The sequence below is a fragment of the Paenibacillus terricola genome (assembly GCF_014779765.1).
Lineage (GTDB): Bacteria > Bacillota > Bacilli > Paenibacillales > Paenibacillaceae > Paenibacillus_T > Paenibacillus_T terricola.
The window spans coordinates 738,427-750,937 of sequence record NZ_JACXZA010000002.1 but is presented as its reverse complement, the minus strand read 5'-3'; the positions used below and the strand labels follow the sequence as shown (position 1 = coordinate 750,937).

The following is a 12,511-nucleotide window of genomic DNA, read 5'->3' as shown; positions in this document are numbered from 1 at the left end:
GCGTAAACAATTGGAATAGTTAACGTCAACTGATGAGCCGAGGTTTGCAGACTTCCTTTCGTACGAAGGAGGATATCCTGTCATAATGAAGAAAAAGATACTGCTATCGACTGCTGCGGCAGTGCTTCAGAACCTTAAACGTTCATTCACATATGGGTGAGGAAAGTCGAGGACTAATGGGATGACACCGTATTCGAACTATTTGCACTTCAATCGAGAACAATGGGCAGCGCTGCGGAATAAAACCCCCTTGCTGCTCTTAGAAGAGGAACTCGAAACGATAAAGGGATTGAACGATAAATTATCGCTTCCAGAGGTCGAGAAGATCTATCTCCCATTGATCCGTCTCATTAAGATGAGGATGCAGGCTTCTGTACATCTGCAGGCGATAACGGACGATTTTCTCAATGATGAGCCCGTTAAGAAGCCATACATAATCGGACTCGCGGGGAGCGTCGCAGCCGGCAAAAGCACGATTGCACGCGTTCTTCAGACGCTGTTGTCTCGCGGGGAAGATCATCTTAACGTACAAGTTGTAACGACGGATGGGTTCTTGTACGACAAGCAGACGTTGGAGAAGAATCAGATGATGCACCGCAAAGGATTCCCTGAGAGTTATGATTCGAGGAAACTTATCGATTTTATGAGGAAGGTAAAATCAGGTGTTGGGAGTGTCGAAGCTCCAATATATTCACATTTAACTTATGACATCATCCCGGATGAAGTCGATATCATCCATCAGCCCGACATCTTGATTGTCGAAGGGATTAATGTCCTGCAAGTCGATAAAACGAGGCATGTATTTGTGAGCGACTTTTTTGACTTTTCCATTTTCCTTGATGCAGAAGAGCAGGATCTGAAGCGCTGGTACATTGAGCGGTTTCTGCTGCTTCAACAGACTGCATTCCAGAATCCAATGTCTCACTTTCATCGGTATATCGAGTTGTCGCAAGAAGAGGCGATCCAGAAGGCGTCTGAGTTATGGGAGACGATTAATGCCGTTAATCTTAAGGAAAACATCTTACCCACAAGGCGCCGTGCAAATATCATTCTCAAGAAGGGGGAAACCCATCAAGTTGAGAAAGTGCTTTACCGTAAATTTTGATAAGGATTACATAACCTTAGAGCCGCATTCATGCGGCTTTTTTGTTTATCCAACTTCTATCTGGCTGGTATACTCTGCAACCTTATTGCACGAATCCCGTCTATATAAAAAAATGGATAAAAAGGAGATTTATTGTGCGTAACAAAATCATGTTTACCGCATTTGCAAGGTGATCCTGAATTGATACGCAGATCCGTAACGGATGATCTAGATGTTGATTTCTTAAGTGAACTTCATTTCTCCATGGGACCAACGATGCTTTCCACACAAATTAATGATATTAAAGTTATTCACTTTGGAAACGATCAGCCTAGAGAATATCAAGTACGCGTAGCCATTCAAACTTGGCTTGATACGACTACCATTACCTATTGGGATCTAACGGTGATCGAAACCGATACGAAGAAATACAAGACAGGTTTGCAATACTTAGTGAAAGCAAGGGATCGGGTAGCGGAGACGAAGGTAGAGGAACATCGCGTCTTCCCAGGGTTTACATATAGAATAGAGTAGATCAGGGCTCGAGGAGGGAAACATGAGAAACTATTGGATGATTATACTTGTAATTGTCATACTGTTGTCTGGCTGTTCCCGTTCAGGTGAATTAGAAATTCGAGACGTACCAGATGGAGCAAATCGTAATGCGAATACGCCTGAAATACTTGGATTAACGAGCGAGATTACACAAGTAACATCTTCTCAATTGAAACAAATCACGAACAAGATGACCTACAATGACGTGATTAATGTGCTGGGAAACACGAAGGACATCGGATCTGGCATATGGATTCTTCAATACGAGTATGAATCTGGAGATTCCCTTCAGTTAAACATTATCGATGGGCCAGATTCGATCATTAGCGAAGGAGATTACCAAGAGATCCAGGACCTATTAAGCACAAGTAAATAGGATCAATCCGCAGCCGCCTAATTCAGGCGGTTTTTCTATGCAATGGTTTTACGATTCAATTCGCACCTGCTTACACATTAATATTTATTATTTGCAGGAAATTTAAGGATTTCCAAGAATAACAATACCATATTGTTACAAAATGTACGCATTACGATTATCGAAGTTACAACGGTATCCGGGGAGTTGAAGCATTGAACGCTGTTAGGAGTCGAAGTGTTATAGCGCTCGTCAGGCGTAAAGGATTTCGAGATTTTCTTAACTTGGGTCTCAAGTATAAGTACTGGTATTTGGCTGTAATCGTGCTGCAGCTTGGCGGCACTGGCGCTTCGTTAATGCTCGCCGATACGAGCAGGCGTCTGTTTGACGGAGGTCAGAGCTTAACAAGAGACGAGTTAACTTCAATTATTATCGCAATTGTTTGTTTCGTAGTGCTCGGACTGCTATGTACGACGTTCGCGCGTATCTGCAATCAGATCATCAATACGAATGTCGTGTTCACTATGCGGCAGATCGTATTATCGAAACTGATTGATTTGTCACTGAGCGAACATGAATCACGTCACAGCTCGCGATCGCAGAATTTGCTGTTTAATGAGCTTGAAGTGTTCAAACATTTTATCGTCTTTGATATCCTCAAGTTAATTTCGCTACCGATCTCATTCGTTGCTGTTGGCGTCTATCTGTTAAACGTTAACCCGCTGCTCGGCATCGCCGCCATTCTTGTCGGCCCGCTGCAGCTTCTAAGCAATGTTGTCGTGAAAGAATCGTATAAGAAGCTTGTTGCTAAACAGCAGGAGAACGGCGAGGAAGTGTTCTTCCATCTGGGTGAGACGCTATCGGGTATGCGTGAAATCAAGATGAATCAACTCGAGACGTCCGTCATTCACCGTTTCGGAGAAGTGTGCAAACGCGGCATCAAGCTATGGGTGGACATTGAGAAAATGGAGGCCATTCGCGATCTCGTACGAATGATTCCAGAGAAGCTTGGCTATTTGCTCGGCATCGGTATCGGGGCAGTTCTGATGGTCGATGGTCAGATTGGACCCGGGGCACTTGTCGCATTCATTACACTGCTTGATCGGGTAAGCGCCCCGTTCAACGATATTACATGGATCATCAATTCGCTGCAAAGGGTATCGGCCGGAACAGAAAGCCTGCTCGATACGATGGAGATGGAACCGGAAGATAAAGGCGGAGATCTTATCCTGAAGCCAATGTCGCCATCCATTGAGTTCGACAAAGTCTCATTCGCTTACCCAGATAGCCTGCCCGTTCTTACCAATGTCAGTTTCCGAATCGCTCCCGGTCAATCGATGGCGTTGGTCGGTCCAAGCGGAGGGGGCAAGAGCACGATCATTAAATTGCTTTATCGCGTGTATAAGCCGCAAGAAGGTACCATCCGCATCAACGGCATACCAATCGAGGACTATACGTTAGAGTCACTTCGCCAGTGTCTAGCGGCAGTGACGCAAGATATCTATTTGTTCGATGGCACCATTCGTGACAATATCGCTGTCGGTCATCAAGATGCCGGCGCTAAGGAGATTCATATAGCGGCTGAGTTATCTCAATCCATTGATTTTATCGAAGCGTTGCCCGATAAGTTCGATACAAGAGTTGGTGAGCGAGGAATCAAGTTATCGCAAGGGCAGAAGCAGCGTATCGCGATTGCACGAGCAATTTTACGCCAATCATCGATCCTTGTCCTCGACGAACCGACGTCAGCGCTCGATGTTGAAACCGAATCGTTGTTCCAGCAGCAACTAGCCGACTGGTCAGGCGATAGTACGAAGATCATCATTGCGCACCGGCTATCAACCATTCGCAACGTTGACGTTGTCGTTTTCCTAGAGAAAGGACAAGTCAGAGAAACGGGAAGTCCAACAGCACTGATCCGCAGCGGCGGACGATTCATGGATTATTGGGAGAAGCAGCAGATAACCGAGTTTGTGGGTTAATGAGAGGAGTGGAGCATGCCAATTTCATAGGGACGATCACCGTAAGCCCTAATGTCTTAACTGCGATGTTAGAGGAGATCATCTGCTTAACCAAACAAGGGTTTAAGAAGTTTCTCGTCTGCACAGGACATGGCGGATCTTATTGGGAAGGCGCATTCATCAAACATATCAATTTCAAATATCCCAACATTATCGTCATAACTGCTAATCATAACAACCACGCTGCATGGGAAGAAGCAGTTTCTGCAGCGGGCTTGACTGGCTTGAACGAGATCCATGGCGGCTTGTTGTCGGTGTGTACGGCTATGTGGCTTTGTCCTAAATGGGTGAAGCTTCACTCGATGGGATCTGATGTCCCAACCGAGAATCGCCTCTATGCAGACTATGTCGGCTGGGATAAGCTGACCGTGGACGGCTGCTGGGGCCAATATGAGGATGGGCTACACTCACAATCCGAACTAGCAGATAAGGGCAAGATCTTCCGGAACACATTTATTCAGAGAAGAGCGGAAGGTCTCAAGGGCTTTCTTGAGGAAGGCTATCGCCGTAAAGTGCTGAGTAAATGACGGCTATTGATCATATATTCCGCAGATTACTAACCATGTGCAGCAAGATGTAAGCTTCATCCGTCTTGATTCCTCAATAGGAGTCGAGGCTTTTTTTTCTGTGAGTGAAACTTATCAAGATCTTTTACGTCTATGTAAAAAATGGATATATTGGAAAGTCATAATCGAAAGTGAGGTCGTTTATTTTGCGTACAATATGGATTATCGCTTTATCAACTTGTTTGCTAGTATTATCCGCATGTCAGAGCCCTTCATCGGAGTCGTCATCAGATATACAGACTATAAATACTGAATTAAATAACAAGGTTGTAGAAGCCGAGATGCAGCTAAATCAAATGTCGATGCAGATGGAGCAGTTGAAGCAGGAGAAAGAGTCCTTGTCAGACAAGATTAGTAACTCGATGATCAATTCAAATTCTGTCGATCAACTGGCAATGAAGTTGTCGCTCTTAGGAGCCATTTCGCACATGAAGGATGGAGGAGAAGCTAGCGTTCCTCTCATGAATGCGTTTATTCTGGCCAATCACTTGATTAATTACATATACGCGCTTATGCCGAATGACGAGGCATCCACCTATACGAAGTCGATGGATCCTTATAAAGATATTAATCAAGTAAAGGATCCCTTTCTTTATCTAACGCTGCAGGAACCGATCTCACTCACTATCAACACAACAACGGGCAAAGAGTCCGTCGATACGAAGGAAATTCTTCTCCTTGTTAAGGACAAGAAGGTGCCGCTGCTATTCGTAGCAGGCAATAATGGTTTTACCGGATATTCGCTGCTCGAGGGCTCCACATATGATTACAACGTATTATTCGGTCGATTCATCGAACATCGCGAAGCAATCGAAGAGCTGTTCCGTGATTGGTAGACAGTTCGTTACAGTTAACGCATACGACAAGTTGTGTCACCAGCTATTCGGAACATAGGTCACGCCCCTCTAGCCAAGCGAGTACTTATGGGCCTCAGGAGCAAATAAACCGTTGCTGGGAACAAGCAATAGAACCAGGGATCCCACCATTTATGGATGGTGAGCATCTCGGTTTGCACTAGTTCTAGCGTAAGAACGAGAATAAACACCGCGATTCCGCAATATTTTAACCACACATGCCCTTGTTGCAATTTCATGATCGCTACAATCATGCATGAACTGACTATATAGTATAAGGAAGCACAAGCAGTCGTATCATGTGCAGGATCGTTGAACCAGCTCGGATCGTAACTTCGATTCATGAACAACATAATAGGCAAGATATGCAACGTTCCCATAATAGGAGCTATACAAAGGAACAGGAGAAGGGAATGGAACATTCCGTTAACTGGACGCAGAAGGCGGGAATACAGCAGCTTTGCTACAGAGAAGTAGAATACTAATCCACCCGCTGTATACTCGATTCGCCACCAGTTCAACTTGTAGATCTCTAGCAACACGAATACCCATTCTATAACTCCAATGAAGACGATCAGTGCGGCAATTGCTTTCCATCGCCATTCAAATACCGCAATGATAATCGCAGCTGTAGGGATAACGAGCAAATTTGAAGTCAGCGCCCCCATATTGCTGTCATAATACGCATTGTTCTTTAACAAACCCGGAAGGTAAGTATAGCTGCTGCCAAAAATATAAATGATCGTTTCAATCATATATGCGATTTGGGTCATGATCAGGAATAAGAAGATAGCACGTACGGTACTCTTTGCATGGAATAACGTATACGTTAGCAGCAGAATGCTGCTAACGCTCAATCCCAGAAACCAATAGGCACTGTTAGGCATAAACATCACTTCCCAATAGATATACTCGGAGGGATCGGTATTCACCATATATTGTTCCAGGAGGCTTGCTGCCATTCAGTCATTTGATTCATGGTATGAAAATGATGATTCCGTCCATCCTAAAGATAAATAAGAAGTGAGCTGAGGAGGGGATTCAACTTTGTCCAGTTCATCGGGGTTAATGGCACCGCCAGCACGTGAAACGAAAATATTCGTTCCAGAGCTCGTTTATTTTGAACCCGATGCGCTTGATTACCCGAAAGGCCAGCGAATACACGATTGGGCCGAGCAGCAAGGGCTCCCGATTCGAATAACAAGCTCTCATAATCGTATAACCAATTTACCGGGCGAGACTGATCTGGAAAAATACAAAATTGCCAAAAGAACATTAGTCGTAGGCATTCGCAAGACGCTTAAGTTCGACCAATCCAAGCCTTCGGCAGAGTATGCGATCCCTATCGCTACAGGGTGCATGGGGCATTGTCATTATTGCTATCTACAGACAACGCTCGGAGCGAAGCCTTATGTCCGTGTCTATGTGAACACCAATGATATCCTTAGCCAAGCGAAACAGTATATCGAAGAACGTGCTCCGGAAATTACCCGCTTCGAGGCAGCCTGTACATCCGATCCAGTAGGTCTGGAGCATATATCTGGTTCGCTCAAGGAGTATATCGAGTTTATGGGCAAAGAGCCGCTCGGTCGGCTTCGATTCGTAACAAAGTATCATCATGTAGAGCCGCTGCTGGATGCGAATCATAACGGGCATACTCGGTTTCGTTTTAGCGTAAATGCAGACTATGTGATTCGTAATTTTGAGCCGGGTACGTCTAATTTCCACGAACGCATTACCGCCGCCGGGAAGGTTGCGCATGCGGGATATCCGCTTGGGTTTATTATTGCTCCGATTATTTGGCATGATGGCTGGGAAGAAGGGTACTCGGATCTGATTGCTAAACTCAAACAAGCTCTACCGCGAGAAACGACCTCTGATCTTACATTTGAGCTCATTCAGCACCGTTTTACCAAAACAGCGAAAAACGTTATTCAACAACGATATCCGAAATCAAAACTCGAAATGGACGAAGAAAATCGGAAATACAAGTGGGGACGTTGGGGACAAGGGAAGTACGTCTATCCGGATGATCAGGCGAATGCACTCAAACAATTCCTTTATCAACAGATTCACGATCACTTCCCTGAGGCTGCGATCGAATATTTCACATGACTAGTCGCGATATTTCGCGGCTTTTTTATATGTGGTGACAGGATAATGGGATTTGTGATAAACCGTGTCGTTACGATTCATACTCGTGCATATGATAAGGCAAGAGGTGATAGCCATGAAGCCGAAATGGAACAATACAAAGTCAACAAACAGAATCATTTGGGAAAATCGACTTCAACGACGGCTGCAGCAGCAGGATTTTGAGAAACAACTGCTTAAACTCATTGATCGTTTGCCGGAAGGTGAAACAAGAGAGGCGCTGCGAGAGCAGCATTTGGTTAAATTAGCGAAATGCCAAAGTGAAATTGCGTACCTTCAAGAAGAGATACAGAAATTATCATAGCTCTCGTAAAACTCGCCATAGAATGAACTAATGGGCTTTGCATGCAGCACGTTATACAAATTAGAGCGACGAGTCCTATAACATTCTGCCTCCGTCGTGAGGTTTTTTTTGTGTAGCATAAGGCTCCAACGGAGAGGAGCGGTGAACCGTTGAAACGCCACAAACCGATACGTCTTTGCCGTGACTGCCGGATGAAGCTTGATAGGTGCTGTTGCAAACCTAACAACAAGAAGCATCGGCATAAGCATCACTTAAAGCCCAAACCTGTGCCGCCAATTGGTGTAACAGGGCCTACGGGTCCAACAGGGGCGACGGGACCTGTTGGGAATACAGGAGCCAGAGGACCACAAGGAGTTCGTGGCGTCCCAGGGATGCGAGGCCCAGTTGGTGTTACAGGTGCGACGGGGCAAACGGGACCTTCTGGCCCTCAGGGTGAAGCAGGACGTGCAGGCGCTACAGGTTCAGGAGCTACTGGTGCTACTGGCGCGGCTGGTGTGACGGGTTCGACTGGGGCAACAGGTAACGCAGGGGCTACGGGAAGTGGAGCAACCGGAGGTACAGGCGGTACGGGGGCCACAGGAGCGACAGGCGCTACTGGTGGAACAGGTATCACCGGGGCCACGGGTATCGGAGTGACTGGGGCTTCAGGCGATCCTGGCTCGATAGGTGCAACTGGGGCTACAGGAACAACCGGAGCTACTGGAAACGCGGGCTCGACAGGACCGACAGGTGCGACAGGGATAAGTGGAGTAACCGGAACTACAGGTGATACTGGGGCAACTGGGGTAGGCGTGACAGGCGCAACTGGACCGACTGGAGCTACTGGTGTCACTGGTGCGACAGGAACAACCGGAGCGACTGGGATTGGTCTGACAGGTGCAACAGGAGCGACAGGGTCTGGTGCGACAGGCGCAACTGGTACGACGGGTGCTACAGGTAATGCAGGAGCTACTGGTACGACGGGGTCTACTGGACCAATGGGAGCAACAGGTAATGCTGGCGCTACTGGTGGAACCGGACCAACGGGTACAACCGGCGAAACTGGTACAACTGGTGTTGGTGTGACGGGAGCCACCGGCCCGACAGGTGCGACAGGTAACGCAGGCGCAACTGGTGAAACAGGTTCTACTGGGGCGACCGGATTTGGAGTAACTGGTGCGACAGGTCCTACTGGTGAGTTAGGCCCTACTGGACTAACAGGAAACACTGGTGCAACTGGACCCACGGGGGCAACAGGTGATGCAGGTACCACTGGTGGAACCGGGCCGACTGGAGCGACTGGTAACACCGGGGCAACAGGTCCGACAGGAGCCACTGGTGTTGGTGTGACAGGTGCGACGGGATCCACTGGGACAACAGGTGATGCAGGTACCACTGGTGGAACCGGGCCGACTGGATCAACAGGTGACACCGGGGCAACAGGTACAACAGGAGCCACTGGTGTTGGTGTGACAGGCGCAACTGGACCGACAGGTGCCACAGGTAACACTGGCGCTACAGGTGAAATCGGTCCAACGGGTGCAGCTGGGGTTGGTGTAACGGGAGCGACAGGTTCTACTGGGGCGACCGGATTTGGAGTAACGGGAGCAACAGGTCCTATCGGTGCGACAGGTAACGCTGGCGCTACTGGCGAAACCGGGCCGACTGGATCAACAGGTGACACCGGGGCAACAGGTATAACAGGAGCCACTGGTGTTGGTGTTACTGGTGCGACGGGACCAACGGGCGACACCGGCGTTACTGGTGTTGGTGTGACAGGCGCTACTGGACCGACAGGTGCCACAGGTAATGCAGGTACTACTGGCGGAACCGGACCGACTGGACCAACAGGTGATACGGGTGCCACGGGAATTGGTGTGACGGGAGCAACAGGTCCTACCGGTGCGACAGGTAACGCTGGTGCTACTGGTACGTCAGGTCCAACAGGAGTAACTGGGGTTGGTGTTACTGGTGCGACGGGACCCACCGGGGCAACAGGTAATGGTACCACTGGCGGAACCGGACCGACTGGATCAACGGGCGACACCGGTGTTACTGGGGTTGGTCTGACGGGTGCGACTGGACCAACAGGAGCTACGGGCTCGACTGGCATTACGGGTACTACCGGAATCACTGGCGCCACCGGCGCTACTGGAGCGACCGGTCCGACTGGCGCCACTGGCGCCACGGGACCAAGCGTGCTTGCCGATGGATTTTCCGCTACAAGAACGCCTACGGTATCAGCAACAGGAACGCAGCTTACCAACTGGACTGTCACTGATCCGTATTACACCGGGACTGGGTTTAACGCTGCTACGGGCACGTACACGGTACCTACATCGGGCCGCTATGCGATTAAAGCAACACTAACTTACACAACAACTGCATCCCTATCTGTACAGATCGGAGCCACAGTCAATCCAAGCTTTGTCATTCGACGAACGAGTGCACCGGTTACTGACTTGATTACTGGCTTATTTCCTATTCTGGACGTGAATATTGCACTTCTGTTGACGTTGCGTGTCATTCTGGGCAGTGCGACTGTTACATTAGCAGGCGATGTCAACCTTAATGCGGGTGACACCATCGGCGTCTTCTATGTCAACAGCGGCCTTACCGTCAACATCAATATTGGTGGAGCGACCGCATCCGCAAACGTATGGTCCATGCATCGATTGACCTGATCCATTAAGGACATCTTTCCCCAAGTAACGATAGGGAGGTGTCCTTTTTGATTTGAAAAGACAAACTGTATATTAATTGCTCGATAAACTGTTTCGTGAACGATTATTCTGAAGGTATACAGAAGAGATCAGAGATCATCCATTGAATGGGCAATCTTTTGTACTTCAATAACAAGTTAGGGATCGTCACAATGTTCTTTTTCGCCAAACTATTGGTATAATGAGGATTGTGTTATTGAATGAACAGCTACAGGAGGCACAAATACCAATGAGCAATCAATCCAACTATGCCATACATAATTCCGTTGATGGGTTCCCGTTGATCGAATTGACGGATGCAACGACGCAATCCCGAGTTGTCGTCTGTCCTGAACGCGGTGCGATCGTGATCCACTGCGAATTGAATGGACAAGAACTGCTCTATCTAGATCGGGAAACGTTCTTAAACCCACAAGCGAACATTCGAGGCGGCATTCCAGTTCTGTTCCCGATCTGCGGTCAGCTCGTTAACGGGGAGTATGAATGGAAGGGCAGCACGTATAAAATGAAAAATCACGGCGTCGCACGCGTGAAACCGTGGCAGGTCGAGACAACTGGCACAGACGACGGCGCTTATGTAACGCTGACGCTTCACAGCGATGAGGAGACATTAACTTCGTTCCCATTCGCATTCGAGCTGCGTTTCACTTATCGGCTTAAGGATGGCAGGCTGACGATCGAGCAGCATTATGCCAACCATTCCGAAGAAGAGATGCCGATGGTTGCCGGTTTCCATCCGTATTTTGCGACGGACAGCAAGAAGCTCGCTTACCGCTCAGATGCCACGAAGCTGCTCGACTATAACGACAATATCGAGAAGCCGTTCAGCGGAACGTATGACTTGAACGGAATGGTCGAATCATCCGCTTTGCTCGATGCGAAGCAAACGGAAATCGCATTTCCTTTGAAGAACGGCGGCGGCAGCGTTCACCTGAGCTACAGCGATGAGTTCCGCTATGTGGTCCTTTGGTCGGTGGAAGGTAAGCCGTTCGTATGTGTCGAACCGTGGACTGCGCTGAACGAGGCGCTGAACAATAAGAAGGGCCTGCTGCTCGTTGAACCCGGACAAGCAATTGACCTTCAAATGACGATCGCGTACGAGAAGTAACCTTACACTCTCTAATCCCAGGCTTCAGCTATGTATGTAGCGAGGAGTCTGGGATTTTTTATGGTAACAATTATATATATTCATTCTTTATATATAGCAGGCCTACCCGTTCTTGTATGCTGGGATATACAAACCTATTGCGCAGCACAGGAGGTAGCCTATGAGAGAAATTGATTACAGCGAATACTATTGGCAGGATGACAAAATAAGATTACGCGCAATTGCGATCGAAGATTGGGAAAACTGCTACATTGGGGGATTCGACTCGCCTGCACGTCGCCTACTCGAATGTATGACTGAACTGCCGCCTACAATTTCAGATGCCAAAAAGTTTACAGCGGAATTTGCTGATTTCGGTTCATCCAATAGACGGATCATGTTTATGATAGAGAATTTGAACGGGGAAAGCATCGGGGGAATCAACCTAAACAGCATCGATGAGCGAAACGGTACGTTCAGCATCGGTATAGTCGTTGACAAGAAACATCGCGGACAAGGTTATGGCACAAGTGCGATGCAAATCCTCTTAAAATATGCCTTTCTGGAACGAAGACTGAACAAATTCAATGACTATGTTCTTGAAGGAAATGAAGGTTCTGCAAGGATGATGAAGAAGCTAGGATGTGTACAAGAGGGGGTACGCAGACAGGTTGTTTATATAAACGGGCAATACATGGATTTTATTATGTTCGGGCTAACGAAGGATGAGTATTTAGCCATGCAAAGGGCAGAACAGCTGGACGAATAGGACTTAACTTAGGAGTCACTCCATTATCGGAGTGGCTCTTCTTCTTTAAGGAATTAATCC

Annotated in this window: 12 protein-coding genes; 11 read left to right on the top strand and 1 reads right to left on the bottom strand. The window is 47.7% G+C overall.

Annotated elements, in window-relative coordinates; genetic code table 11:
• Positions 1 to 181 precede the first annotated feature (181 nt).
• The 6 genes from coaA (at position 182) to H8B09_RS10680 (ending at position 5,417) form a co-directional block, all read left to right on the top strand.
• Positions 182 to 1,105 (top strand): type I pantothenate kinase, encoded by a 924-nt coding sequence (gene coaA, locus H8B09_RS10705; RefSeq protein WP_191203474.1) that lies wholly within the window; start codon positions 182 to 184, stop codon positions 1,103 to 1,105.
• A 180-nt stretch (positions 1,106 to 1,285) separates the two neighbouring features.
• Positions 1,286 to 1,618 carry a hypothetical protein gene (locus H8B09_RS10700; RefSeq protein WP_191203473.1) on the top strand — a complete coding sequence of 111 codons (333 nt, stop codon included), beginning with the start codon at positions 1,286 to 1,288 and terminating at the stop codon, positions 1,616 to 1,618.
• A gap of 22 nt (positions 1,619 to 1,640) precedes the next feature.
• Positions 1,641 to 2,015: a hypothetical protein gene (locus H8B09_RS10695; protein WP_191203472.1), complete on the top strand. Its 375-nt coding sequence runs from the start codon at positions 1,641 to 1,643 to the stop codon at positions 2,013 to 2,015.
• Positions 2,016 to 2,209: 194 nt separating this feature from the next.
• Positions 2,210 to 3,976 carry an ABC transporter ATP-binding protein gene (locus tag H8B09_RS10690; RefSeq protein WP_224753458.1) on the top strand — a complete coding sequence of 589 codons (1,767 nt, stop codon included), beginning with the start codon at positions 2,210 to 2,212 and terminating at the stop codon, positions 3,974 to 3,976.
• 8 nt (positions 3,977 to 3,984) lie between these two features.
• Entirely contained in the window at positions 3,985 to 4,542 is a 558-nt protein-coding gene (locus H8B09_RS10685; protein WP_318152578.1) for a creatininase family protein, read from the top strand.
• Between the two features lie 320 nt (positions 4,543 to 4,862).
• Positions 4,863 to 5,417 carry a hypothetical protein gene (locus H8B09_RS10680; RefSeq protein ID WP_191203470.1) on the top strand — a complete coding sequence of 185 codons (555 nt, stop codon included), beginning with the start codon at positions 4,863 to 4,865 and terminating at the stop codon, positions 5,415 to 5,417.
• Positions 5,418 to 5,476: 59 nt separating this feature from the next.
• Here the strand turns inward: H8B09_RS10680 and H8B09_RS10675 are convergent, their stop codons facing one another.
• A complete protein-coding gene (locus H8B09_RS10675; RefSeq protein ID WP_224753457.1) occupies positions 5,477 to 6,322 on the bottom strand; it encodes a hypothetical protein in 846 nt (281 codons plus the stop codon).
• Between the two features lie 181 nt (positions 6,323 to 6,503).
• Between H8B09_RS10675 and splB the strand changes: the two genes are divergently transcribed.
• The 5 genes from splB (at position 6,504) to H8B09_RS10650 (ending at position 12,451) form a co-directional block, all read left to right on the top strand.
• Positions 6,504 to 7,550, top strand: a complete 1,047-nt coding sequence (gene splB, locus H8B09_RS10670) for a spore photoproduct lyase (protein WP_191203802.1) — start codon at positions 6,504 to 6,506, stop codon at positions 7,548 to 7,550.
• Positions 7,551 to 7,665: 115 nt separating this feature from the next.
• On the top strand, positions 7,666 to 7,893 hold the full coding sequence (locus tag H8B09_RS10665) for a hypothetical protein (protein ID WP_191203468.1): 228 nt from the start codon (positions 7,666 to 7,668) through the stop codon (positions 7,891 to 7,893).
• A gap of 371 nt (positions 7,894 to 8,264) precedes the next feature.
• A complete protein-coding gene (locus H8B09_RS10660) occupies positions 8,265 to 10,556 on the top strand; it encodes a beta strand repeat-containing protein (protein WP_224753456.1) in 2,292 nt (763 codons plus the stop codon).
• Positions 10,557 to 10,824: 268 nt separating this feature from the next.
• The gene (locus H8B09_RS10655) at positions 10,825 to 11,703 is read left to right on the top strand and encodes an aldose epimerase family protein (RefSeq protein WP_191203466.1); all 879 of its coding nucleotides are present in this window, start codon (positions 10,825 to 10,827) and stop codon (positions 11,701 to 11,703) included.
• A 160-nt stretch (positions 11,704 to 11,863) separates the two neighbouring features.
• Positions 11,864 to 12,451: a GNAT family N-acetyltransferase gene (locus tag H8B09_RS10650; protein WP_191203465.1), complete on the top strand. Its 588-nt coding sequence runs from the start codon at positions 11,864 to 11,866 to the stop codon at positions 12,449 to 12,451.
• Positions 12,452 to 12,511 lie beyond the last annotated feature (60 nt).

Excerpts from the sequence above, each read along its gene's own strand:
- H8B09_RS10675 (WP_224753457.1), bottom strand. The coding sequence starts at position 6,322 with ATGCCTAACAGTGCCTATTGGTTTCTGGGATTGAGCGTTAGCAGCATT.
- H8B09_RS10660 (WP_224753456.1), top strand. The coding sequence starts at position 8,265 with ATGCGAGGCCCAGTTGGTGTTACAGGTGCGACGGGGCAAACGGGACCT.
- H8B09_RS10655 (WP_191203466.1), top strand. The coding sequence starts at position 10,825 with ATGAGCAATCAATCCAACTATGCCATACATAATTCCGTTGATGGGTTC.
- H8B09_RS10680 (WP_191203470.1), top strand. The coding sequence starts at position 4,863 with ATGCAGCTAAATCAAATGTCGATGCAGATGGAGCAGTTGAAGCAGGAG.
- H8B09_RS10650 (WP_191203465.1), top strand. The coding sequence starts at position 11,864 with ATGAGAGAAATTGATTACAGCGAATACTATTGGCAGGATGACAAAATA.
- H8B09_RS10665 (WP_191203468.1), top strand. The coding sequence starts at position 7,666 with ATGAAGCCGAAATGGAACAATACAAAGTCAACAAACAGAATCATTTGG.
- H8B09_RS10695 (WP_191203472.1), top strand. The coding sequence starts at position 1,641 with ATGAGAAACTATTGGATGATTATACTTGTAATTGTCATACTGTTGTCT.
- splB (WP_191203802.1), top strand. The coding sequence starts at position 6,504 with ATGGCACCGCCAGCACGTGAAACGAAAATATTCGTTCCAGAGCTCGTT.
- coaA (WP_191203474.1), top strand. The coding sequence starts at position 182 with ATGACACCGTATTCGAACTATTTGCACTTCAATCGAGAACAATGGGCA.